The sequence below is a fragment of the Mesorhizobium qingshengii genome (genome assembly GCF_027563465.1).
GTDB classification, from domain to species: domain Bacteria; phylum Pseudomonadota; class Alphaproteobacteria; order Rhizobiales; family Rhizobiaceae; genus Mesorhizobium; species Mesorhizobium qingshengii_A.
The window spans coordinates 16,619-39,623 of sequence record NZ_JAPFQA010000009.1 but is presented as its reverse complement, the minus strand read 5'-3'; the positions used below and the strand labels follow the sequence as shown (position 1 = coordinate 39,623).

The window sequence follows — 23,005 nt, the reverse complement described above, 5'->3', positions numbered from 1 at the left end:
GGCGCGCTCCGGATCTTTCCCAGCGCGGCATTTTCACGAAAATTCGGCCGGGCAATCTCGTCAAAGCGCCGTCCCATGCCGTTAACTCGAAACCGGCGACTTTTATTCGATGTTCAGAAATAGCGCCGGCGAGCACGGCTTTCGGTGAGTTCGCGGACCGCTTCGCGGAATTCGCGCAGGCTGGCGCGGATTTCCTCGATCGGAGCCTGCTGCTCGACGTCCTCCGGGGAGTGCGGTGCCTCCGCCGATGGCGCATGAGGCTGCGCGGCCTGCTGCGGCGAGGCGGGCGGCTGGGGATAGGGCACGGCGGCGGACTGAGGTGGATAAAGCATCTGCCCGGCATAGGGCGCCATCGCCCGCGCATAGGGGTAGCCAGCCGGCGGCTGCGTCTGCGGCTGCCAGGGCTGCTGCGCCTGCGGGTAGCCCATCGGCTGCGCATAGGGATACGGGGCCGAGTGCGGCCGCTGCTGCGGATAGGGGAGCTGGGCGCCATGCTGGAAAGGCGACGGCGGATAGCCTGCCGAACCTGGCTGCCGAGGGGCAAAGGCAGGCGCCGGCTGGGAATAGACGGGGTACCCCGGATCTTCGGTGGGTTTGCCGTTTTCGGCGGGGGGCAAGACCCACTCGCCGGTATCGACAAACTCCTCCGAGGACGGTTTGCGGGACAAGGCCTTGCGCACCTTCGACAGCAACGCACCAATGCGACCGGGACCTTCGGTTGGCGCGGTCTCAGCCTGATCAACAGGCGGTGGCGCCGCGGGCGGTGGCGGCGCAGGCGGTTGCGGTGCGGATGGTGGGGGTGCTGGTGGCTGCGGCGCCGGCGGGGGTGCGGCCTGATGCGCCTTGTCTTCGTAAGGTGTGCGGCGGTCGCCCATCCTGGGGGTGCGGCGCGGCCGCGACGTTGCGGTCTCGCGCAGGCTCTCATAGGCACCGCGCATGGCACCAAGGCCGACACCGGAGGCAAAGCCCAGCAGCAGGCCGGCCAACGCGACCAAGGCTCGCGACGGCCCGTTTGGTTCGAGTGGGGGTTGGGCGGGGGAGATCACATTGATGTTGGCGGTGTTGATGTCCTTCTGTTCGCCAGTCTCCTTGGCGCGCAGAAGATATTGTTCGTAGACGGAACGCTTGGCGGTGGCATCGCGCTCCAGTTCGCGCAAAGTAACCAGGTCGCTGTTGACGTCGCCGCTTTGGACCTTCGCCTGCGCCAGCCGAGAAGCGAGGTCCTGTTCGAGCTGAACCGCGCGCTTCAGGTCGACCTGCAGCGAAGAGGCGATGCGGCGCAGTTCGGCGGCGATGCGCTCGCGCGCGCCGGCGAGCTGGGCGTCGAGAGCCTGGAGTTCGGGATGACGCGGCCCGAGCCGAATCGCGGCGCGGTCGGCCTCCTGCTTCAGCGCCGCATATTGCGAGCGCAGGTCGCTCATGGTGTTGGAGTTGATCTCTTCCGGCAAGGTGCCGGTGAGAACCGAATTGACGTCTATCGAACGCGCCGACGCTGCCCGCGCATTGAGTTCCAGCGTGCGGGCGCGGGCGACGGAAAGCTGCTCGCTAAGCTTCAGCATCTGGTCGTCACTGATCAAATGGCCTTGCGCGTCGACAAGGTCATGCGTGGCCCTGAAATCCTCGACCTTGCGCTCGGCCGCCTCGACACCCTTGCGCAATTCGTCGAGCTTGGACGTCAGTTCGCCCGTCGCGCGGCCGGCCATGTCGGACTGGTACTGACCAGTCTCCTGCTGGAAGACAGCCGTGGTCGTATTGGCGATGAGAGCCGACTTCTCGCCATTCTGGGTGGTGGCGCTGACGGAGATGACAAAGGTCTTGCCGGTGCGCTCGACCGACAGGCTCTCGGCCAGATTGCCAACCGCCAGCGCCTGGCGGCGGACTTGATCGACGCCGCCCGGCCCATCATGGCGCGACAGTATCGAGCGGATGAGTGACATGACGCCGAGGCCGCCGGAACCCTGGCCGTTGAACTCGGGATCGTTGACGAGATTGAGCTTGTCGACGACCTTGTTGAGAACATTGCCGGACGTAAGCATCTTGATCCGGGTTTCGACGACAGCCAAAGCGGCATCGGGCTGACCCACCGATTGGGTGAGATCGCGATCGGAAAGCTTCAGGTCGCCCGGCTCGATGATCAGCTCGGTGGTGGCTTCGTATTTCTTCGGTGTCGACAGCGCGATGGCGACGCCGAGCCCGGCGCCCAATATCGTCGTGGTGATGATCAGCAGCTTCGACCTGGCGACGCCGCGAACCACCTGCATCGGATCGATCAGCGGCTTCCATTGCTGGCTGTCCGCGCCATCGCCGACGGATGCATCGGCTTCGTCCGCATAGCGAGACCCGGGCGCGTCATGAGGGCGACCGATGCCGGGAAGCTCTTCGGGGGCCGTCCTTGCGCGCGGCGCGGCTGGCGGCAAATCGCCAGCACCGGCCCCCTCCCGCGAGCGCCAGGCGTCGCCTTGCGCGGTCGCGGCCAGTTGCTCGCCTGGCTGGAACCGCTCTGCTCCGGCGGCGGCAGACGGTATCGGGTTCGTGCGCGCCTCGCGCCGTGAACGGGCAAGACGATGGCGCGTGGCGGCATCCTCGCGCCATGACGAGTTTGCCCGGTCCCCTATCGAGACAAGGGAAGGCTCGGAATCGTCCTCGCCGCGCACAGCCTGACCAAGTGCGAGCAGCGATCGCTCGCGCTTCCAGTCCTCGCGGTTTTCCCTGTCGACCATTGTTCTGGAGCTTTACCCTTGGCGGCCTCGAACGGCGGTTGGCCATTCGTTAAGCCACGCTAAACAGGCATGGAAAACAAAAGGTTAATTTTTCCCGGCCGACCGTGCACTTTCCCTCTTCGGTTGCATGGTTTTCTCAACACATCCAGAAGGTTCCAAAACGGCACGTTAAGCTTTCCCGCCTATGCTTTCACGCGACACATGACGCAGGCCAGTGACATACCGCAAAGGCGGCCCCTCGCCCGGATCGGCAGCTTTTTGGCCGAACGACGGGGGCTGCTTCGCGACTATTTCTCGGCGATCAGCGGCGCCGGCGGGCGACTGGTGTTTTCACTCGCCTATTTCATCGCTCTCGCCAACACGCTGTCGATTTCCGAATTCGGCATGTTCGCCACCGCCTCGGCGGCCGGCGTCATGCTGTCGCGCATCCTCGCCTTCGGTTTCATCTCGGCACTCTATCGCACGGCCACCATCCGCCCCAATTTGATCGGCACCTTCACCGCCGGCTTCCTGCTGCTCGGCGCACTGTCGCTGCCGCTGCTGGCCGCGGCCTCGTTCGGCGTCTATCTGATCTTCTTCGCCGACACCGTGCCGCTGTCGGTGTTTGCGGCGATCGTCTTTGCCGAGGCGCTGTTGTGGCGACCGGTGGAGGTGGCGCTGATCGTCAACAACGGTCTGGGCAAGTTCGGCCGTGCCGCTCTGCTGGCGATCCTGGCGACGGCGTTGCGGGCGCTTGGCGCGGTGCTGTTCATGTTCTGGGCGCAACACAGCGTCTGGATATGGTCGTGGTTCTATATCGGCGCCAATGCCGCCTCGCTGCTGATCGCTTTCGGTTTCTTCTATCCGCGCCAGCGGCTGCGGCTGCGTGTCGAGCTCTATTTGCGGCGACTGGCCGATTCGATCTACGTCGCCGGCGCCGAGGTGCTGTTCTACCTGCAGATGGAGTTCGACAAACTTCTGGTTCTGGCAATCGGCGGACCGCATCTGGCCGGCATCTACGCCATCATCATGCGGTTGGTCGACCTGACGGCGATTCCAATCCGCACCTTCTCCATGATGCTGGTGCAGCGCATGATGCGCGCCCCCGAACTGCTGTCACGGCTGGCGGTGAAGAGCGGCATCGAAGGCGGCGTGTTCGCGGTCTCGACACTGGCGCTGGCGACGCTTGGCATCGTGCTGCATTTCTTCCCCAACGCGCTCGGCAAGAATGTCGCCGAGGCCGCCCCGCTGGTGGCCCTGGCGATCTGCGTTCCGGGCTTGCGCAATCTGGTCGAATACCAGGCCGAGCTCCTGTTCGCGCGCGGCCAGACGCTGGTGCGGGCGCTCAATCTGGGACTGCTCGCCGGGCTCAAGGCGGTGTTGCTGACCTATGTGCTGACGACCATCCTCGACACGCCGAACCTGGTTCTGTCGCTCAACGTCGTGTTCCTGCTTTTGTATCTCGCCTCGACGCTGCTCACCTATTCGGCGATGCGCAAGCCGGCCAAACCGGTCTAGGATCCGTCATTTGAGCATGGTCTTTTCCGAGACCGGTTCCCACTTTCGGGGATCACGCCTTAGTCGAGCCCGATCAGGCGGCGGATGCGGCCGATATCGGTGCCGATGAACGATTGCATGCCGATCGCCACCTGCTCCGGCGCCATGGCACCAATGAAGCGGCGGAATTCATCGTCCGACAGCGCTTCGCCCGTCCAGTGGACGCGGCAGAACTCTTGCGAACCGTGGAAGTGGCCAGCCCCCGACAGCAGATCGTCGACGTAGCGGCCGTAGATCATGCATTCGGAGAATTTGCGCGCCGAACCGACGACCTCGACCCAGCCGCGCGCATGGACCTTCTCGATCTCGCCGCACACGGCCAGCACGGTGTCGCGCCGCCATGCGATCAACGTCGAAATGTAGTCGTGGGTGGATGTCCGCGACGGGTCGATGCCGAGTGCCGCCCCCGCGTTGCGCGACCAGATGCGGTGCTGCTCATGACCTTCGTCCGCCAGCACGCCGTCGCGGCGGAACAGTCGCACCTTGCCGTCGTGCCAGAAGGCGCCGCAATCGAAAGGCTTGAGGAAGGCGACGTCGGAATCACAGAAGATCAGCACGTCCTCCCTGGCGTGTGCGGCGATGGCGATGCGGCGCAACTGCTGCACATGCCAGCCGCGCAATGGCTGGGTCTTCAGGCTGAGCCAGATGCGCCGCCGGAACAGGCTGAGCGGATCGTCGAAGGCGCGCAGCCAGTGCGGCAGCAGCTCGCGCTCATCGACGACGGTGCGGCGGCTGGTCTCCAGCCGACGGAAAAGCGCCACGTCACGATGTTCGACCAGAAGGTAATGGTGCGCAGCACCTGAAACATGCCGGTCAAGGGTTTCGCACAACAGGCGGCAACGCTCGAAATCCGGCGCATAGCTTGCCGTCACCACCGCCGCCGTCGGCGTCTCGCGAAGCGGGCTGGGGGCGATAGCGGCGCCTGGCACGAACCGGCTGTTCACTCGGCATCTCCGGCAGGCGCACGCGAGAATTTCTGCCTGGCAACGCGCCACAGGAACAAGGGATTGCCGACCATGTAGCGGCGCCACAGGCGGCCCGGTTCGACAGCCAACCGAAACAGCCATTCGAGGCGCAGCCGGCGCATCCACAAGGGCGCCCGTGGCACGGCGCCGCTCAGGAAATCGAGCAATGCGCCGACCGCGATCGGCAGCGTGCAATGGCGTGCATCGATGTGGCGCGCGATCCACAATTCCTGGCGCGGTACACCCATGGCGACGAGCAGCACATCCGGCCGCAATTCTTCGATCCGGTCGACTATTCCCGCCTCCTCGGCAGCCGAAAAATAGCCATCATGAATGACCACGAAATTGTGCTGCACGGCAATCGCCGCCAGTTTCCTGGACGCCGCTTCGGCGTTGAGGCGCGTCGCACCGAGCAGCCCGACGGTCAGCGGCTTTGTCGAGGCCTGCAGGAAGGCCGGCACGAAATCGGTGCCGTTGAGGTTGTCCGGAAACGGCGCGCCATAGAGCAGCTTCGCGGCGAGATCGACGCCGATGCCATCCGGCAGGATGAGAAAATCGTCGAGCGCCTCGGCAAAGACCGGATCGGTGTAGGCGAGGTTGGCATTGTGGGCGTTGAGGAAACTGACCTTGGTGAAGCGCCGCTCGGCAATCAGGCGGTTCAGCAAGGCGATCGCATCGTCCCAACGGATGGCGAGCACCGGGATGCCGAGAATCGTCCTCAGCGTATCGAGACCGGACGCGGCGCGGGCGGCATGCATGTTCATGCGAACGCCTCCTGCCTGGCGGGCACAAGCTTTTCGAGACCGAGCCGGATGGCGGCGTCGAGCGCCTTGACCTGCCGGCGGTGGAACGCGCTGCCGTCAACGTCGCGAACGTCGGCCGCCGCCGCCTCCAGCGCTTTGGCAAAGTCGACCGGATCGTCGGTGACGACGCAATTGGCCGGGCGGTGGTCGATGCCGCGCAGCGAGCGGCTGGTGGCGACGGAAGGCAGGCCCAGCTCGAAGGTCTCGATGGTCTTCAACTGGACGCCGCTGCCGGCGGTGCTGATCAGCGGGATGACGGCGGCGCTGCGCACGAAGGCCCTTGCATCCGGCACGCGGCCGACAAATTCGACACCCGGATGCGTGGAGGTGACGCCCGATGGCATCCGCCCGGCGATGCGGATGCGGAAACCGGGCCGCAGATGCGGCACCACCCTGCCCAGGAACCAGTCGAGGCCGATGCGGTTCGGCTGCCAGGTCCAGGTGCCGATCAGGGCTGCGTCGCAGTCGATATGGCGCACGCCTTCATGCGCTGGCGCTTTGGCGCCGGTAACCAATGGCAGCACCGCCGAGCGATCGTTGGAGGCGACACCGAGTGCCGCGCGATCTTCCTCGGCCAGCGTGAAGACGAAGCGCGCGCGGCGGCAGAGCCGCTCTTCCATGGTCTCGAGCAGTCTCGCCTCGCGGCGAAACAGCAGACGCTGGAAAAAGCTGGCGGCGGCGGCGTTCTCCCGCGCCGAAAGATGCTCGACATTGTGGGCGACGAAGATCGAAGGCCGGTCACCGAACAGCTTTTCGAAGGCGCCGGCGAACTGCACGGAGTTCAACACGTAGCCGTCGAAGGGACCGGCGCGTTCGATGGCGGCGAGAACATCGCTGTCGGACACCGCGCGCAGCTTGACCGACGCGAAAGTGAGGCCCGAAAGCAACGCCTTGCCGACCCAGGCAAGCTTTTGCCGTGCGGACGCATTTTCCGTGCGCACGTCGATGGCACCCAGAACCACGGTGTTTTCGGGATCGGCCGCGGCTTTCCCCGGCCAGGTGAAACCGATGACGGTGACGCGCGCGCCGGCGCGCCGCAAGGCGGCTATGATCGCAGCATTGGCGATCTCGTAGCCCGAGGCGAGTGCGCCGTCGGGCACGATCGATGTGGCGAACAGCAGATGCATCTCACCTATCCTGTGGTGTAGCCGGTAGCAAAGCGCGGTGAACCCTTGATTAAGCGAGCACAATCGACGGCCGAAAGCCCCTGCCTGGCGGGCTTCTCCGTGCAAGGTGATTAACGAAACGTTATCACCGGTGGTGCTACCAGAACCCAACTCACCATGTGGCTGGACACGGATGATCCCTTTGCCATCGGACGGTTCGGTATCGATCGCGGGACGGTCTCCCCGGCTTGACGTGGAGGCCGTCGAAGCCGTCGTCACCTTGCCGACCTTCAAGCGCCCGGAGCAGCTCCTGGAAACGCTGGCGTCGCTACGGGCGCAGCAAACCACCAGGCGCTTTGCCGTCATCGTCATGGAAAACGAAGCCGAGGCGCGCGCGGGCGCCAAGGCGGCGCTGCCGCTGTTCGAGCACGGCGAGATGTCGGGCATGGTGATCATCGCGCATGCGCGCGGCAATTGCAGCGCCTACAATGCCGGCTGGCAGACGGCGATCCTGCAATTCCCGAACTTCAGGCATTTGCTGGTCATCGACGATGACGAGATCGCCGATCCGCAGTGGCTGGAACGGATGTGCGGGGCGGCGGAGGCGCTCGGCGCCGATATCGTCGGCGGCCCGCAGGTGCCTGTGTTTGCCGATCCCACTCATGCGAGATGGGCCGAACATCCGGTCTTCGCGCCTCCCTACCGGATGACAGGACGGGTGCCGGCGCTTTATTCGTCAGGCAATCTTCTGGTCGGCCGCAACGTGCTCACCGCCATGGGGCCGCCTTTTCTCGACCTGAAATTCAACTTCATGGGCGGCGGCGATTCCGACTTTCTCAGCCGATCGGCGCAGAAGGGCTTTGTGCTCGGCTGGTGCGCCGAGGCCAAGGTGCAGGAAACCGTTCCGGCCCGGCGCGTGGAAGCCGACTGGATCCGTGCCCGCAGCCTGCGCAACGGCGTGATCTCGACGCTGGTCGAAAAGAAGAAGCGCGCTGGCACGCCGCTGGCCGGCGCCAAGGTGCTGCTGAAGAGCCTGGCGCTGCTAGCCGCCTCGCCGTTTCGCGGCATGGCCCGGCTGGCGCGAACAGGATCGCCGGCGATCGCCATCTACCCTGTCCATGTGGCGCTCGGCCGCGTGATGGCCGAATTCGGATATGCCAATGAGCAGTACCGCCAGCCTGAGAAAAACTGAGCGCGCACCGCTCAGCGCCGTGTTCACGCGCGAAGGCGTGGCGACCGCGATCGCGGCGCTTCTGTTCACTGTCATCATGGTGTCCTTCCGCCCGTTCCAGCCGGCCGGCGCCGAACTGACCGGTCAAGGCGGCGACATCGTCAACCAGCTCGGTTTCAGCTCGCTCGGTGCCGTTTCGATCTTCTCGCTGATGGCTTTCGCCGATCCGCGCATCGTGCGTTCGCTGCTCAGCCCGTCCTGGATGCTGATGCTGGGCTTTTTCTTCCTGTCGGTGGTGATGGCAACCGATCCGCCGTCGGCCATGCGCGCGGCCTCGTTCACACTGATCGGCATTTTGACGATGGCGACGATCCTGGTGTTGCCGCGCGACGCCGAAGCCTTCTCAAAAGTCATTATCTTCACCGCCGTCGTGGTCATGGGACTGTCCTATCTCGGCCTCATCGTCTTTCCGCACGAGGCGATGCACACGGCCGACTCACAGGAACCCGAGCATGCGGGCCTGTGGCGCGGCGTGTTCACCCACAAGAACATCGCCGGGCCGATCATGGCCTGTTTCAGCTTCGCCGGACTCTATCTCTACCGGCGCGGGCAGCGGTTCTGGGGCGCGGGGATCTTCTGCGCGGCGATGATCTTCATGCTGCACACCGGCTCCAAGACGACGGCCGGCCTGGTGCCGTTCTCGATCCTGATCGTCATGTTTCCGAGCCTGATGGGCATGCGGCTCGGCACCCCGATCCTGTTCGCGCTGGCGATCATGGCCACGGCGGTCGGCACGTTGGGGATCGTCTTCCTGCCGCCGGTGAAACAGCTGGCGGCGACCTATTTCCCCGACCTCACCTATACCGGCCGCACGACGCTGTGGGAGTTCGCCGGCTCCATGCTGGCGAAGAAGCCATGGACCGGTTACGGCTACGAGAGCTTCTGGGGCACGCCGCTGCTGCTCAACCAGGACCAGCCCTTCGACCGGCCCTGGGACATCCGAACCATCGTGCACGGCCATGACGGCTATCTCGACATCGCCGTGCTGATGGGCATTCCGGCACTTTGCGTCGCGGTCTATGCCTTCCTCATCGCGCCGCTGCGCGACTACATGCGCATTCCGTTGCGCAAGGAAAACATCTATCTCGGCGACTTTTTCATGATGGTGGTGCTGTTCACCGCGCTCAACGCTTTCCTCGAGAGCTTCTTCTTCCATCGCGGCGACCCGGTCTGGCTGTTCTTCGTGCTCGGCGTGCTTGGCCTCAGGCAAGTCTCGCTGCGGCCGATCGCGGTGCGCAACCCAGATCGCGGGGAGCGATTTTCCCCTCCGTCCTGACGGGGCTTCCCCACGGATGCGCGAGCGTCTATGTGATGGCCTTCCTTCGGAGGGGTTTCCATGACGATCAGGCTTGTTCTCGCCGGCTGCGGCAATATGGGTTACGCCATGCTTGCCGGCTGGCTGAAATCCGGCAAGCTTCATCCATCGGCGGTTTTCGTGGTCGAGCCCAATGCAGACCTTCGCAATCGCGCGGCAGCGCTCGGCTGCGGCGCCGCCGCGGATGCCAGCGATATTCCAGCCGATGCCGTGCCTGATCTCGTCGTCATCGCGGTGAAGCCGCAGGTGATCCGCGACGTTACCGCCAGCTACAAGCGTTTCGGCGATGGCCGCACCACCTTCGTCAGCATCGCCGCCGGCACGCCCGTCGCCACCTTCGAGGCGATCCTGGGCAACCGCGCGCCGATCGTGCGCTGCATGCCCAACACGCCCGCGGCGATCGGCAAGGGCATGATGGTGGTGTTTTCCAACAGGCTGGTCTCGGATGAGACCAAGCGTTTCGTCGCCGATCTGCTTTCGGCGAGCGGTCAAGTGGCCACCATCGAAGACGAGGGCCTGATGGATGCGGTCACCGCCGTGTCGGGATCGGGGCCGGCCTACATCTTCCATTTCATCGAAGCGCTGACCGTCGCCGCCGAGAAAGCCGGGCTGCCGACAACGACCGCCAAGCTGCTCGCCATGCAGACCGTCTACGGCGCTGCCTCGCTCGCCGCCGAAAGTGGTGAGGAACCAGGTGTCCTGCGCCAGCAGGTGACCAGCCCCAACGGGACGACGGCAGCGGCCCTTGGCGTGCTGATGGGCGAGGACCGGCTGACAAATCTGCTGACCGAAGCGATCGAAGCGGCGCGGCTGCGGTCGATCGAACTGGGGAAATAGAGCCTCAGTTCGCTCCGTACAGCATCGCGTCCTGCAATCGGCGCAGGGCGAACAGCCTCGTCGTCGGGTCGGGCGCGGCATTGTCGGCGGTCAGCAATTCGCCTTTCCTGACCGCTTTCAGCACCGTGCCGCCCTCGAGCAGGCCGACCGGCACGGCGCGCTGGGCGCGGGCTTCGCCGACGGTCATCGTCCACGAGCGATAGCAGGTCTCGCCGATCGAATCGAAGGTCTCGCCGGCGGCGAGATCGCGCTTGGCGACCGCGCACACCTCGGCCACCGGCCGCGGCAGCGGCACCATGTCGGGCTTGCCGAAAAGCACGATGCGAGCGGCGGTCAACGGCACCTCCAGCGAGGTCAAATGATAGGGCCTGAAGAGGCTGTAGTAGGGTCCGTGGCCGATATGCAGATCGTCCATGCGCTCGATGACGCGCGGATGCGTCGCCTCGACGATAACGAAGACACCGGGCGCGACGCCCTTGCCGACCGTGTAATCGACGACGCCCTTCTTCGTGAGCAGACCGCCATCCTCGCGCGGAATCAGCACCTTGGCGAGGTCGTCGCGATCGGCCTTCGGGCCGTGCATGCCGGGCACATCAGGCACCAGCCCGGTGGCATTGGCGATGGCGCACATCTCGACCATGGTCTTGGAGCCGTCGACGAATTCGACCAGCATGCGCGGGTTCATGTTGCGGCGTAGCGCTTCCTCGCGATAGTCGTCCGGTACGGCATCGTGGTTGAGGGGGTTGTTCTTGCCTTTGCCGGCCGAGACGATGGTCAGCCCAAGCGCGGACGCGAACTCGATCAGTTCCATGCAGCTTGACGGTTCGTCGCCGGCGCCGACCGAATAGACGACGCCAAGCCGGTCGGCCTGCTGCTTGAGATAGCAGCCGATGGTGACGTCGGCCTCGACATTCATCATCACCAGATGCTTGCCGTGCTCCATCGCCATCAGGTCGAAATCGGCGGCGACGCCCGGCTTGCCGGTGGCGTCGATGACGACATCGATCAGCGGATTGGTGACCAGCATCTCGTTGGAGGTGATGGCGATCTTGCCGCTCTCGATGGCGCCGGTGACTTTCGATGCGGAGTCGGCTTCGACCGCCATGGCTTCGTCACCATAGGCAATGCGGATGGCCGCGCGCGCGGTGTGCGGGCGCCGTGTCGAGACCGCGCAAACCGAAATGCCAGGCATCAGCATGCCTTGCGTGACCAGGTCGGTACCCATCTCGCCGGAACCGATGACGCCAATGCGCACGGGACGGCCCTCGGCCGCACGCCTGGCGAGATCGTGGGCAAGCCCGGTCAGGGCGACATTGGTCATGCGAGGATGTCCACAGCTTCTTGATGTGTGGCCGGATTAGCAGGGAACGAGCCCCATTTGCCAACAAAACCGGTCGCGGGCGGCAATTTCCAGCGAAATCGCCGGGGAAAGGCGCGTTCGCCGAGGTTCGATTGGCCCAAAGGGTTGCCGATTGACATTGTCGTGAACAGCCCCAATAAAACATTCGTTTGCTGACAAAGGCAAATGTTCATCCCGGTACATGAATCGGGGGAGCATTCCGCCGCACGGCAGATTGGGGAGTGCCTTTGCGCAAGGCTTGGCGGCAAAGGCGTTGGATGAGATCAACGGAGCATCATTGCGAAGCGCCGGGCGTAGGGCCCGGTGCTCCAGGGGAGGAAGAATGGACACTGTTCTCGCTGGCCTCAAGGGGGCCATCGACACGCTCGGCGCTACGATCCTGCTGCCGATCGTCATTTTCATCATTGCCGTGGTTCTGGGAGCAAAGGTCAGCAAGGCCTTTCGCGCCGCCGTCACCATCGGCGTCGCCTTTATCGGCATCAATCTGGTGCTCGGCCTCATGTTCACGTCGATCGGCGACGTTGCCAAGGCCATCGTCACCAACACCGGAATCCATCGCGACATCATCGATGTCGGCTGGCCCTCGGCGGCCGCGATCGCCTTCGGCTCGTCGGTCGGCCTTTGGGTCATCCCGGTCGGCATCCTGGTCAATATCGTGCTGTTGCTGACCCGCATGACGCGCACGCTCAATGTCGACGTCTGGAATTTCTGGCACTTCGCCTTTGTCGGCTCGCTCGTCGTCGCCGCAACCGACAATCTGGCCTATGGCATTGCCATCGCGGCACTTGTGGCGGCGCTGTCGCTGCTCTTCGCCGACTGGTCGGCGCGCGCCGTGCAGCAGTTCTACGGCGTGCCTGGCATTTCAGTGCCGCACCTTGCCTCGGCGCAGATCCTGCCGATCGCCATCATCCTGAACTGGATCATGGACCGCATTCCCGGCATCAACCGCATCAACATCAACACGGAAACCATCGAGCGCCGGTTTGGCGTGTTCGGCGAACCCGTGGTGCTGGGCCTGATCATCGGCCTCGTGCTCGGCGCCATCGCCTTCTACAACGCCGGCGATCTCGGCACGGTGCTCGCCAAGGTGCTCGGCACCGGCATGACGCTGGCCGCGGTCATGCTGCTCTTGCCGCGCATGGTCAAGATCCTGATGGAAGGGCTGATCCCGGTTTCCGACGCGGCACAGGAATTCGTGCGCAAGCGCACCGGTGACCGCGAGCTTCTCGTCGGCCTCGATTCGGCGATCCTGATCGGCCACCCGGCGGCGATCTCGTCGTCGCTGATCCTCGTGCCGATCGCGATCATCCTGTCGGTGATCCTGCCAGGCAACCGCGTCATCCTGTTCGCCGACCTGGCGGTCATCCCCTTCATCGTCGCCATGACCGCGCCTTTGGTCAAAGGCAACGTGTTCCGCATGGTGGTGATCGGCACGGTGACATTGGCCATCGGCTTCTACGTCGCCAACGCGCTGGCGCCGCTGTTCACCAGTGCCGCCGTCGCATCGGGCTTCAAGCTGCCGGCGGATGCGCTGCAGATCACTTCGGTCGTCGACGGCTTCCTGTGGGTGCCTTACGTGATCATCGAGGCAATCCAGGGGCTTGGGCTTGTCGGCATTATCGCGATCGCGGTGGTCATCGCGGCACTGTTTGTCCTCTACCGCCGCAATACGCTCGGCTGGGAGCGGGCGGCAGGCGCCGAGGACGAGCCGGCCGAAGGCACGGCCTGAAGCTGACTGTCGTCTTGAATTAGAGGCGATCGTGCGCCCCTCGAGGGGCGCACGACTTTTGTGGATGGAACGAAATCATGTCGAATGGCCTCATGCAGCTTCTGGACCCGCAAGCGATCGTGCTCGGATCCGATGCATCGACCAATGAGGAGATCATCCGCATCCTGGCGGGCCGGCTGGAGGCCCTTGGCTATGTCAAAAGCTCCTATGCCGACGCGGTCGTGCGCCGCGAATTGACCATCCCGACAGGACTGCCGCTGGAGCGCGCCGACAATGTCGCGGTGCCGCACACCGATCCGGAGCATGTGCTGAAACCGGGCATCGCGATGGGCACGCTGAAGCAACCGGTGACCTTCGCCAACATGGAAGACCCCGACGAGAAGCTGCCGGTCGGCTTCGTCTTCCTGCTTGCCATCAATGACAAGGACAAGCAGATTGAAGCGCTGCAGTCCGTCATGGCCACCATCCAGAATCCAGACGCATTGGACGGCTTGAGGTCGGCCAGGACGCTCGAAGACGTGCGTGCCGTGCTCGGCTGATAACCAGGGAGAAGCAGATGTCCAGACAGAAAACGATCCTCTTTGCCTGCGGCACGGGCATCGCCACCTCGACTGCGGTCAACGTCGCCGTCACCGAGGAAATGAAGAAACGCGGCCTCACCTTCAATGCCCAGCAGGCAAAAGCCACCGAGGTGCCTGGACTGGCCGACAATGTCGACTTTATCGTCGCCACCACCCCGATCTCCGCTTCGGTGACCAAGCCGGTGATCAAGGGCCTCGCCTTCCTCACCGGCATCGGCAAGGACAAGGTGCTCGACGAGATCGAGGCGCAACTGCGCAAGTGACGGTCACGAGGCATCACGAAGGCTGATGCCGTCTTGATCGCACGGCGCGGATTCACGGCCTGACGACTTCGCTGCGCGGCTTCAAACCACTCTAAAGTAGCTCGTCATACCCGATTTCTGGTGCTCGATGATGTGGCAATGCAGCAGCCAGTCGCCAGGACTGTCGGCGACGAAGCCCAGGCTCACCTTCTCGTTGGGCTGGATGAGATAGGTATCGGAAATCAGTGGCTGAACCGGGCGCGTCGAGGACGACAACACCTTGAAGCTCATGCCGTGCAAGTGCATCGGATGGGATTGCGGCGTCAGGTTCTCCATGTCGATGACATAGCTGCCTCCGAGCTTCAATTCGGCCAGCGGCGCGGTCGGATCTGATGTATCGCCTGACCACGGCACCTTGTTGATGGCCCAGAAGCTGTAGCCAAGTGAACCGCAGATGCCATCACTCGGGATGTTTTCCGCCGTGGCGCTGAGCGCCAGCGAAATATGCTGGGCGGCGGTGAGATCGACCTCGGCGACTGGATTGGCCTCCAGCGGAGCAAGATCACGAATGTCACGCTTGAGCGAGCTGCCAGTCGCGCGCAGGGTCGCCAGCACCTTGGGCTTGGTGCCCCTGACGTCTCGCAGGCTGACGATCGCGCCCTCGTCGTCGGGCATGCGTATGGCGAGTTCCATGCGCTGTCCCGGCCCAAGCAGCAAGGCATCGGGTGAAAAACGCCGCGGCACCGGATTGCCGTCCAGCGCCATGACTGTCGCCTCGCTGCCGTCGACGCGAAAGGCATAGATCCGCGTGACGTCGGTGATCGCGACCCGCAGCCGCACCAGCCCGCCGGCCGGCGCGTCATATTGCGGCTGATCGAGCCAGTTGGCCGTGCGCACCGTGCCGTACGTGCCGGTTCTCGCGGCATCACGCGGCCGGAACTGCTCGATGAACTGGCCGTCGTCGCCGAGACGCCAGTCGCGCAGATTGAGGACCACCTCGGAATCGAATTTCGGATCGCCCGGATTCTCGACCACGATCACGCCCGTCAGGCCGTGACCGATCTGGGTCAGCGTGTTGCAATGCGGATGATACCAGAAGGTGCCAGCGTCGGGCGGCGTGAACGCATAGTCGAAATGATCGCCGGTGTAGACGTAAGGCTGGACCAGGAACGGAACACCGTCCATCTTGTTTGGAACGCGAATGCCGTGCCAGTGGATCGTCGTCGGATCGTCGATCGCGTTGACAAGGCGCGCGGCGAAGGGCTCGCCTTTTCTCATTCTGAGCACAGGCGGCATTCCGGCGTCGCCATAAGTCAGCACGTCCCTGGTCTGGCCGACATCCATAAGCTTCGCTTGGATCCTCGCTGTGCGCAGCACCACCGGCTCAGGCCTGGCAGCGGCCCAGCCGCCAAACTTCATGGCCGAGAGCCCGATCCCGCTCGCTCCAGCAACCGCGGCAGTTTTCAAAAGTCCGCGGCGTGTGAGTACGGTCATCTAGCGCTCCAACTGCAAAGAAGGCTGCGCCGGACTCTATCGCCGCCTTGGACCATGGGCGGGCAACCAGCGCAGATGAAATTGGGGTCGAGCGCAATCCAAGCTCGGCAACTCGTCCTCCAATGGCTCAAACGCACCTCGCACAAGAAGATGCCGAGGGACGAGTTCGGCGAAGGCGCCTGGGAGGCGGAAGGCGAAGACCCAGGTCCGCCATCGCAGTATTCCTTAATATTTTAGAATCAGCTAAATTAATGCGGCGGCGGGACCCCAACCCCGCCGAGGCCGGCGCTCGATGGAGCCACCAATCCCGAGGGCGTCGGCCGCACCTGGCCGATTGGCCTATATCCCCGAACCTCGGTACTGTACAGCCTCCTTCCACAATGTCAGGGCTGTTGTCGGCGAGCGCCCCTTCACTTGAACATCTCGATCTCTGTACTTTCCAGAAGCGATCCACACTGTCTTCGAACGCTGGTATATGGTGATGCCTCGCGCGGTCGCGCGAGCGCAGAGTTCTGGATCATTTCGATACATTAAAGCACCCCCCGGTTGCCCCATCAAACGCAACACGAAAGCGAGAAAATGCCAGCAATGAATGAGCCATGATTTGGAACCCTTTACTTCAAAGTCTGGAGCGAACTCGCCGGGGGTTGACCCCAACCCCAACTGTCCCCGGCGAGCCAAACCTGATTCGTGTCCCAAATCAGGACCGGGATTAGCCGGCGCAGCGGCAGTTGCAAGACGAGTGCCAGTCCTGTTTTCGAAAATGACCATCGACCGCAGTGGGCGTTGGCCTCACCTTGGCGCTCGACCTGACCTCGTCGCAGATCATTTTTGCCACCCGGTCCGCCGAACAACACATGTCGGGCATCCAGGATGGAGCTGGGCTTGAACTGATGCATCTCCGGACAACCGCCGGGGCGCCACGCGGCCAAATCATCGCGACGTCGGCGGGCGAGCTTGCGCCACGCTCATGCCTGCGCGCCCGTAGGGTGCTGATGAGCGACGCCTTCGGTCATCGATGCTGCGGCAGGTCGAATGCCTTCGAGCCTGGTTCGCTTGAGCAGCAGGGCGTTGACGGCCACGAGCGCCGAACTGCCCGACATTGCCAGCGCCGCAAGCTCGGGGCTCAGCAGGAACGGGTAAAACACGCCCGCCGCGATCGGGAAGGCGATGAGATTGTATCCGACCGCCCACCAGAGGTTCTGGTGCATCTTGCGCAGTGTCGCGCGCGAGAGCGTCATTGCACCGACCACATCATAAGGGTCGCTCTTCATCAGCACGATGTCGGCGCTTTCAATGGCGACATCGGTGCCCGCGCCGATCGCAAACCCGACGTCGGCTTGCGTCAGGGCTGGCGCGTCGTTGACGCCATCGCCGACCATGCCGACCTTCAGGCCTTGCCCTTGCAGTTCCCTGATCTTCTCGGCCTTCTGCCCTGGCAAGACATCGGCCAGGACGATGTCGATGCCGAGTTCGTCAGCGATGCGCTTGGCGGTGCCAGCGTTGTCTCCCGTGAGCATTGCCACACGAACACCCTGGTCGTGCAATTTGGCAATCGTTGCGATGGCCGTCGGGCGCGGCGTGTCGGCAATCGCGATCAGTCCGAGCAGCTTGCCGGACCGCGCGACATGGATGACGGTGCGGCCTTCGCCCTTCAGCGTCTCGGCTTTCTCACCGAGCGCCAGGAGATCGATCTTCTGCTCGTCCATAAGCCGTCGGTTGCCGACGAAAACCTGGTCTCCGCCGATCGTGGCACTGGTGCCCTTGCCTTCGATATTCAGAAAGCCCGACACTTTGAGAAGCTCTAGATCCTTGGCCCGCTCGACGATGGCAACGGCCAGCGGGTGATCCGACCCTTGATCCACGGCAGCTGCGACCTGCAGAACCTCGTCGGGGGAAACGCCGGCAGCCGGAACGATTTCGACGACCTTGGGCTGGCCCATGGTGAGCGTGCCGGTCTTGTCGAAGACGATCACGTTGAGCTTGGTCGCCTCCTCGAGAGCAGCGGCATTCTTGAACAGGATGCCGTTTGAAGCGCCAAGGCCGGTGCCGACCATGACAGCCATCGGCGTAGCGAGGCCGAGCGCGTCGGGACAAGCGATGACGAAGACGGTTATCGTCAAGGTCATCGCGAACAGCAGAGGCTGGCCGAGCCACCAGAACCAGACGGCGAAGGTCGCAAGCCCGATGAGGATCGCGGCAAGCACCAGCCATTGCGAAGCGCGATCGGCGAGAAGCTGCGCCGGGGCCTTCGAGTTCTGGGCCTCCTGGACCAGCTTGACGATCTGGGCCAGCGCAGTGTCGGCACCCACCTTGGTGGAGCGGTAGCGCAGCGTGCCGCTCTTGTTGATGGTCGCCCCGATGACCTTGTCGCCGACCTTCTTGGTCACCGGCATCGACTCGCCAGTGAGCATCGATTCGTCGATCGTCGACGTGCCCTCGATCACCTCGCCGTCGACCGGAAGCTTGTTGCCGGGCCGCAAGACCACGATGTCGCCGAGCACGATGTCCGCGGTCGCAACCTCGACCTCCTTGCCATCGCGGAAAACGGAGGCCCTTGGCGGAGCGAGGTTGAGCAGGGCCCTGATCGCGGCCGACGCCCCGGCACGGGCGCGCATCTCCAGCCAATGGCCGAGCAGGATGAACACCAGCAGCACGCTCGCCGCCTCGTAGAATTGCTCCCCCTCGAAGAAGAAGGTCGCGCCGACGCTGAACAGGTAGCCGGTGCCGACGCTCAGCACCACCAGCACCGCCATGTTGAGGACACCGTTGCGCAAGGCTCGCCAGGCAGCCACCAGGAACGGCCAGACCGGGTAGAGGATCGCGGCGCTGGCGAGGAAAAACATCGCGACGTCTTCGCTCAGTCCGAAGGGCGGGCGCAGCCAGGGCTCGCCCAGGCCCATCGGCTCCATCGCGAAAATCGGCAGCGCGAAGACCAGGCTGACGAGGAACCGGTTGCGCATGTCCTTGACCATGCCCTGCATGTCCATGCCGGCGCCGTGTCCCATCTCGTGGGCCATGGCGTCGCGCGGCGCCTTGGCCGCAGCCCTACTCTCGCCCGCCGGAGCCGGCTCGATCATGGCCACATGCCGGCCATGATGTTGCTCGGCGTGATCATGCCCCGCGTACCCGGAGGTCGCTTGTCGATGCCCCGGAGGAATCGTCATCCTGTCAGGAATGCACAGATGCCGCGGCACGACCTCGCCGCGGCAATGAAAGCCACAAGCCTCGATTTCCCGAGCAAGGGTCTCCGGGGTCGTGCGCCCCTCGTCGAATTCGACGGTTGCGGTGGTCGACCCCGCGTTCATCGCGACACTGACGACACCCGGCAAAGCCGCGAGACGTTTTTCGACCGCGGCGAAATCCATCATGCCGACAAGGTCGCGCACTTCCAGATTGACCTTTTTCATCATCGTTCTCCGTGCCGCGGCTCGTGACGGCATTCGCGCTGGCTGTGTTTCTCAGGTTCGGTAGGCAAAGGTCGACATCATGCCGCTCGCCATGTGGTAGAGATGGTGACAGTGGAACGCCCATTTACCGGGATTGACGGCATCGACGGCGATGGTGATCGAGCGCATCGGCGGCACCAGCACGGTGTCGCGAACCGCACCCTGGAAGCGCTGTCCGTCAATCGCGACCACCTGGAAACGATGGCCATGAAGGTGCATCGGGTGCGCCATCATGGTGTCGTTGCGCAGCGTGACCTCAACGCGATCGCCTGGATCCACGACGATCGGGGAGTTGGTCAGCAAGCCCCAGCGGTAGGCGGCCATATCGCCCGTCAGCGCCATTTCGAACGTCTTGTCGGCAGGGCGCGATGCAAGGGGCGCGATTGCTCGAAGTTGCGCCTCGAGCGGCAGGTCCAAAATCGGGGCGTCGACATCAGCCGCCGTTCCGAGCTTGGCCACCGCCGCCCCCGCGGGACGCAGGACGATTCCGGTCCGTTCCTTGCTCCCCTCGCGCAGCGCCAGGATCGGAAAGGAAGAGCTGATGTCGCGCGGCAACCGCAGGCGCACGTCGATTCGCTGGCCCATCGTCATTGGAAACCGCCGTCCCCTGACCGGTTCGACAGGCTGACCGTCGACCGCGATCAGTTCGCCTTCAAGTTCCCCGAAATCGATTGTAAACGCCGTCGCCGTGGCGCCGTTGATGATCCGCACCCGCACGCGTCCGCCCCGTTCGACCGGCACGATCTCGGGGTCGTTCAGGGACCGGTCATTGGCCAGATAGGCGTCATACTCGATATCGTTGATATCGGTCGCCATGCCGCCATGGTTCATCCCTGCCATGGCGTCGGTTTGCGCTCCCGACATGTCCATACCGTCCATCGGCATGGAGCCGCCGGTGTTCTTACTCTGCAACCCGGCCAGCAGTTCCTCCGGCGATGAGAACGAGAAATCGTGGAGCAGGATGACAAGCTCCTGCTCATCCCTCGCGTCATCGGCGGGATCGGCGACGATGAGCGGAGCCGCGAGCAGCAATTGCTCCTGCAAGGTATGCGCGTGCATCCAGAAAGTGCCGGGCCCGCCGACCGGAAAATCGAAACTGCGATCGGCCCTGGCGCCGATGAGCGGCAGTGGCGCGTCGCCGACTCCGTCGCTCGGCCATGGCGGCGTCAACCCGTGCCAATGTATGATCGTCGGCTCGGCAGTCTCGTTTCGAAGCAGCACGTTGAAGGCTTCGCCCGCCCGCAAGCGCAGACCAGGCGCGCCGTCGGCCCTTTGCAGGCCGAAGACGCTTGCAGCTTTACCGTTCACCTCGATCGTGCGGCGCGAGATGCCAAGCGGCTGGCCGCCCGACTGATTGGCGAAGGCTGCCGCAAGATAGCTCGATGGGATCGCAAAAGCTGCGGCGCCTGTCACTGCGGCGGCCTTCAGAATATCCCGGCGTTTCATGATCGTTTCCTTGCTTTAGGGTTCAGGTTTCGGAATTTCGTTTGTTTCGTCAGTACACGAGGTTCAGGTCCCAACGGGCCTCCTTCACGGCGCACGGCGCTCGCCGGCGGAATCGAACAGCTTGGCCAGATGCGGAAAAAAGGCGGGCACACGGGCCGCATAACGGTCATATGCGTCGCCGAATTCCCGTGTCTGTCATCGATTGTCATTGCGGGAGCTTTCGAGCCCATACGCGATGAGGCTTACGGCCCAGACCATCGCGCAGGCGAACAGCGGCCACCTGAAGTCGGAGCCGATCGTGAAGTTTACCACCGACATCAAGCCGATGGACGACGCTCCTCCGACCAGGGCGCCGGCCACCGCGACCGGATGGCGCGCGCGGAACGCGGTGATTGCCAGCGCAACCAGGAGAACGCCGGTGGCCAGGGCGTAGCCACCGAGCACCCGGAAGACCTGGGTGAGCCACATCGCAAACCGTGGACCGACGGCTTCGAGCTCGGCGACCGAGAGGTTCATATAGCGGACGTCCTCGGGCAGCAGGGGTGGCCTGAGGGCGATGAAATACAGTCCGATCCCGGCGATGATTATCCCCGCCAAAGCAAGAGTGAGGGACGACGTCGTCCATGGATTGACGGTGGCTTTCATGGGCTGAACCTTGACTTGCTTGACCGGCGCCACGTGGCGACGACATTGTAGATCGAGGCGTAAACGACACCCGCCAGCAGCCCGACGATGCCAAGCCCGACAACGCCATAGAGAACTCGGCCAGGGCTTGTCGGCGCCGTAGACCTGACCGCGCTGAGGTCGAGCCCGTGCATGATGGCACCGAAGAAATCGAGTGTTGCCTCTGGCCAGATAGCGACCGCCAAAGCGCAGAGCATGCTCGTCAGGGCCGACGTCACGCCCAGCGCAATGCCGACGGACAGCACACTGAGTTTGTCCATGTTTTCCTCCTGTCACTTCGCGTGTTGCTTGAGCCATTCCTGCATGGCGGCGATCTCAGACTGCTGAGCCGTGATGATCTGATTGGCCCAGACCTTGACCTGATCATCCTTGCCGAATTGCAGGACCGTCCGTGCCATATCGATGGCGCCCTGGTGGTGGGGGATCATCGCCTGGACGAAGGCGACATCGGGATCGGCGGCCTGGACACCCTGCATCATCGGCGCGTCCATTCGCTTCATCGCCTGCATATAATTTCTGGAGGCCTCGGACATGTTGGCGGTGTCCATCGGCATGTTCGTCATGCCGCCGCCCTGCGTCATGCCGCCCTGATCCCGCATCATCCCGCCTTGCATTCCGCCTTGCCCACCCTGCATCATGCCGCCCTGCATCATCTGCTGCATCATCGGCATCATTTGCTGCATCATGGGAGCCATCTTCTCCATCATGGGCATCATCTTCTGCATCGTGGACATCATCGCCGCGCACTGCTCGGGCGACCCGCCCGGCATCGCCTGTGCGGACGGAGCCGCGGCTTGCGGCGCATCAGCCGCCGGATGATGCGGGTCGGTCTGGGCAAATGCCGCGCCCGAAAGAGTTGTGAATGCTGCTAGAGCTATCAATTGAAGGTGAGTTTTCATGACAAGTTTCCTTCGTTGGTGTGAAGGCACAGGCGAACCCTGAAATGGGTGCGCAAGGGACCGGGATGGTTATGGTTTCGCGGATCGTTCGCGCGTTATGGGGCCTTGACGGGCACTGCTGGATTCAACAGTCCCAAGCACCGCGACGGCGCGATATCAGGCGAAGGTCCGGGGAGGTTGCAGGAGCGCTTCGGGGTCGATGCCCGTTGGCAGGAACGCCTTGCCCGCCATGAACCGGGCGGCAATCGGCGCCTCATGAAGAACGTCGCATTCGCCGGCGGAAATGCCCGCGGCACAACAGCTGGAGCCGGTCGAGTGCACGCAATTCAGACAGTCATCACAAGGGGCGCGATAATTGTCCTGGTCTGTGGAGGCGACATGACCTATCGCCTGGTGCGAGGCACTCGCCGAGAGTGTCGCAACGCTAGCTGTGACACCGCTTAGAGAGCCCGTTGCGGAAGCCTGACCGACAACACCGGCAACTGCCCCGCCCGCGATCAGGAGGATCACGGCCAGCAATAACCGAAGCTGAGCCAACGCTACTTTCATGATCTCATCATAACCCAAGCTCACGCCAGCACTTTGACGCAAATCAATGTCCACGAACC

The 23,005-nt window shown here is 63.8% G+C and carries 19 protein-coding genes; 7 read left to right on the top strand and 12 right to left on the bottom strand.

Going from position 1 to position 23,005, the window contains the following annotated elements; all coding sequences use genetic code 11:
- Window positions 1-113 precede the first annotated feature (113 nt).
- Window positions 114-2,720 carry a GumC family protein gene (locus OOJ09_RS19960; protein ID WP_269906832.1) on the bottom strand — a complete coding sequence of 869 codons (2,607 nt, stop codon included), beginning with the start codon at window positions 2,718-2,720 and terminating at the stop codon, window positions 114-116.
- A gap of 201 nt (window positions 2,721-2,921) precedes the next feature.
- Here OOJ09_RS19960 and OOJ09_RS19955 point away from each other — a divergent pair, with 201 nt between their 5' ends.
- Window positions 2,922-4,217 (top strand): lipopolysaccharide biosynthesis protein, encoded by a 1,296-nt coding sequence (locus OOJ09_RS19955; RefSeq protein WP_269906831.1) that lies wholly within the window; start codon window positions 2,922-2,924, stop codon window positions 4,215-4,217.
- A 59-nt stretch (window positions 4,218-4,276) separates the two neighbouring features.
- On the opposite strand, the gene OOJ09_RS19950 is transcribed toward OOJ09_RS19955, so the two are convergent.
- The 3 genes from OOJ09_RS19950 to OOJ09_RS19940 are packed head-to-tail and all read right to left on the bottom strand — an operon-like array spanning window position 4,277 to window position 7,151.
- The gene (locus OOJ09_RS19950; RefSeq protein ID WP_269906830.1) at window positions 4,277-5,200 is read right to left on the bottom strand and encodes a DUF6492 family protein; all 924 of its coding nucleotides are present in this window, start codon (window positions 5,198-5,200) and stop codon (window positions 4,277-4,279) included.
- Window positions 5,197-5,985: a WecB/TagA/CpsF family glycosyltransferase gene (locus OOJ09_RS19945; RefSeq protein WP_269906829.1), complete on the bottom strand. Its 789-nt coding sequence runs from the start codon at window positions 5,983-5,985 to the stop codon at window positions 5,197-5,199. The genes OOJ09_RS19950 and OOJ09_RS19945 overlap by 4 nt, the downstream gene beginning before the upstream one ends.
- The gene (locus OOJ09_RS19940; protein WP_269906828.1) at window positions 5,982-7,151 is read right to left on the bottom strand and encodes a glycosyltransferase family 4 protein; all 1,170 of its coding nucleotides are present in this window, start codon (window positions 7,149-7,151) and stop codon (window positions 5,982-5,984) included. The genes OOJ09_RS19945 and OOJ09_RS19940 overlap by 4 nt, the downstream gene beginning before the upstream one ends.
- 172 nt (window positions 7,152-7,323) lie before the next feature.
- Between OOJ09_RS19940 and OOJ09_RS19935 the strand changes: the two genes are divergently transcribed.
- The 3 genes from OOJ09_RS19935 to proC are packed head-to-tail and all read left to right on the top strand — an operon-like array spanning window position 7,324 to window position 10,513.
- On the top strand, window positions 7,324-8,322 hold the full coding sequence (locus OOJ09_RS19935; RefSeq protein WP_269906827.1) for a glycosyltransferase family 2 protein: 999 nt from the start codon (window positions 7,324-7,326) through the stop codon (window positions 8,320-8,322).
- A complete protein-coding gene (locus OOJ09_RS19930; protein WP_269906826.1) occupies window positions 8,291-9,637 on the top strand; it encodes an O-antigen ligase family protein in 1,347 nt (448 codons plus the stop codon). The genes OOJ09_RS19935 and OOJ09_RS19930 overlap by 32 nt, the downstream gene beginning before the upstream one ends.
- A 60-nt stretch (window positions 9,638-9,697) precedes the next feature.
- Entirely contained in the window at window positions 9,698-10,513 is an 816-nt protein-coding gene (gene proC / locus OOJ09_RS19925) for a pyrroline-5-carboxylate reductase (RefSeq protein ID WP_269906825.1), read from the top strand.
- A 4-nt stretch (window positions 10,514-10,517) separates the two neighbouring features.
- Here proC and OOJ09_RS19920 read toward each other — a convergent pair whose 3' ends face one another.
- On the bottom strand, window positions 10,518-11,834 hold the full coding sequence (locus OOJ09_RS19920; protein WP_269906824.1) for an NAD(P)H-dependent oxidoreductase: 1,317 nt from the start codon (window positions 11,832-11,834) through the stop codon (window positions 10,518-10,520).
- A 361-nt stretch (window positions 11,835-12,195) separates the two neighbouring features.
- On the opposite strand from OOJ09_RS19920, the gene OOJ09_RS19915 reads away from it, so the two are divergent.
- From OOJ09_RS19915 to OOJ09_RS19905, 3 genes are all read left to right on the top strand, one after another.
- Entirely contained in the window at window positions 12,196-13,602 is a 1,407-nt protein-coding gene (locus OOJ09_RS19915; RefSeq protein WP_269906823.1) for a PTS galactitol transporter subunit IIC, read from the top strand.
- A gap of 77 nt (window positions 13,603-13,679) precedes the next feature.
- Window positions 13,680-14,141, top strand: coding sequence for a PTS sugar transporter subunit IIA (locus OOJ09_RS19910; protein ID WP_269906822.1), 462 nt, complete (start codon window positions 13,680-13,682; stop codon window positions 14,139-14,141).
- A gap of 17 nt (window positions 14,142-14,158) precedes the next feature.
- On the top strand, window positions 14,159-14,446 hold the full coding sequence (locus tag OOJ09_RS19905; protein ID WP_023809203.1) for a PTS sugar transporter subunit IIB: 288 nt from the start codon (window positions 14,159-14,161) through the stop codon (window positions 14,444-14,446).
- A gap of 81 nt (window positions 14,447-14,527) precedes the next feature.
- Here OOJ09_RS19905 and OOJ09_RS19900 read toward each other — a convergent pair whose 3' ends face one another.
- The 7 genes from OOJ09_RS19900 to OOJ09_RS19870 form a co-directional block, all read right to left on the bottom strand.
- A complete protein-coding gene (locus tag OOJ09_RS19900) occupies window positions 14,528-15,919 on the bottom strand; it encodes a multicopper oxidase family protein (protein WP_269906821.1) in 1,392 nt (463 codons plus the stop codon).
- Window positions 15,920-16,887: 968 nt separating this feature from the next.
- Window positions 16,888-19,329 (bottom strand): heavy metal translocating P-type ATPase, encoded by a 2,442-nt coding sequence (locus OOJ09_RS19895; protein ID WP_269906820.1) that lies wholly within the window; start codon window positions 19,327-19,329, stop codon window positions 16,888-16,890.
- A 51-nt stretch (window positions 19,330-19,380) separates the two neighbouring features.
- Complete coding sequence (locus OOJ09_RS19890) at window positions 19,381-20,814, bottom strand: multicopper oxidase family protein (RefSeq protein ID WP_269906819.1); 1,434 nt, start codon at window positions 20,812-20,814, stop codon at window positions 19,381-19,383.
- Window positions 20,815-21,009: 195 nt separating this feature from the next.
- Entirely contained in the window at window positions 21,010-21,459 is a 450-nt protein-coding gene (locus OOJ09_RS19885) for a hypothetical protein (protein WP_269906818.1), read from the bottom strand.
- Entirely contained in the window at window positions 21,456-21,758 is a 303-nt protein-coding gene (locus OOJ09_RS19880) for a DUF5676 family membrane protein (RefSeq protein WP_269906817.1), read from the bottom strand. Before OOJ09_RS19880 ends, OOJ09_RS19885 begins: the two co-directional genes overlap by 4 nt.
- 12 nt (window positions 21,759-21,770) lie before the next feature.
- A complete protein-coding gene (locus tag OOJ09_RS19875; protein ID WP_269906816.1) occupies window positions 21,771-22,397 on the bottom strand; it encodes a DUF305 domain-containing protein in 627 nt (208 codons plus the stop codon).
- A gap of 156 nt (window positions 22,398-22,553) precedes the next feature.
- Window positions 22,554-23,000 carry a hypothetical protein gene (locus tag OOJ09_RS19870; protein ID WP_269906815.1) on the bottom strand — a complete coding sequence of 149 codons (447 nt, stop codon included), beginning with the start codon at window positions 22,998-23,000 and terminating at the stop codon, window positions 22,554-22,556.
- Between the last annotated feature and the right edge of the window lie 5 nt (window positions 23,001-23,005).

Bases quoted from the DNA above. Each gene is read 5' to 3' on its own strand.
- OOJ09_RS19900 (WP_269906821.1), bottom strand. From the start codon at position 15,919: ATGACCGTACTCACACGCCGCGGACTTTTGAAAACTGCCGCGGTTGCT.
- OOJ09_RS19960 (WP_269906832.1), bottom strand. From the start codon at position 2,720: ATGGTCGACAGGGAAAACCGCGAGGACTGGAAGCGCGAGCGATCGCTG.
- OOJ09_RS19910 (WP_269906822.1), top strand. From the start codon at position 13,680: ATGTCGAATGGCCTCATGCAGCTTCTGGACCCGCAAGCGATCGTGCTC.
- OOJ09_RS19890 (WP_269906819.1), bottom strand. From the start codon at position 20,814: ATGAAACGCCGGGATATTCTGAAGGCCGCCGCAGTGACAGGCGCCGCA.
- OOJ09_RS19895 (WP_269906820.1), bottom strand. From the start codon at position 19,329: ATGAAAAAGGTCAATCTGGAAGTGCGCGACCTTGTCGGCATGATGGAT.
- OOJ09_RS19905 (WP_023809203.1), top strand. From the start codon at position 14,159: ATGTCCAGACAGAAAACGATCCTCTTTGCCTGCGGCACGGGCATCGCC.
- proC (WP_269906825.1), top strand. From the start codon at position 9,698: ATGACGATCAGGCTTGTTCTCGCCGGCTGCGGCAATATGGGTTACGCC.
- OOJ09_RS19955 (WP_269906831.1), top strand. From the start codon at position 2,922: ATGACGCAGGCCAGTGACATACCGCAAAGGCGGCCCCTCGCCCGGATC.
- OOJ09_RS19880 (WP_269906817.1), bottom strand. From the start codon at position 21,758: ATGGACAAACTCAGTGTGCTGTCCGTCGGCATTGCGCTGGGCGTGACG.
- OOJ09_RS19875 (WP_269906816.1), bottom strand. From the start codon at position 22,397: ATGAAAACTCACCTTCAATTGATAGCTCTAGCAGCATTCACAACTCTT.
- OOJ09_RS19930 (WP_269906826.1), top strand. From the start codon at position 8,291: ATGAGCAGTACCGCCAGCCTGAGAAAAACTGAGCGCGCACCGCTCAGC.
- OOJ09_RS19935 (WP_269906827.1), top strand. From the start codon at position 7,324: ATGATCCCTTTGCCATCGGACGGTTCGGTATCGATCGCGGGACGGTCT.
- OOJ09_RS19885 (WP_269906818.1), bottom strand. From the start codon at position 21,459: ATGAAAGCCACCGTCAATCCATGGACGACGTCGTCCCTCACTCTTGCT.
- OOJ09_RS19915 (WP_269906823.1), top strand. From the start codon at position 12,196: ATGGACACTGTTCTCGCTGGCCTCAAGGGGGCCATCGACACGCTCGGC.
- OOJ09_RS19940 (WP_269906828.1), bottom strand. From the start codon at position 7,151: ATGCATCTGCTGTTCGCCACATCGATCGTGCCCGACGGCGCACTCGCC.
- OOJ09_RS19920 (WP_269906824.1), bottom strand. From the start codon at position 11,834: ATGACCAATGTCGCCCTGACCGGGCTTGCCCACGATCTCGCCAGGCGT.
- OOJ09_RS19945 (WP_269906829.1), bottom strand. From the start codon at position 5,985: ATGAACATGCATGCCGCCCGCGCCGCGTCCGGTCTCGATACGCTGAGG.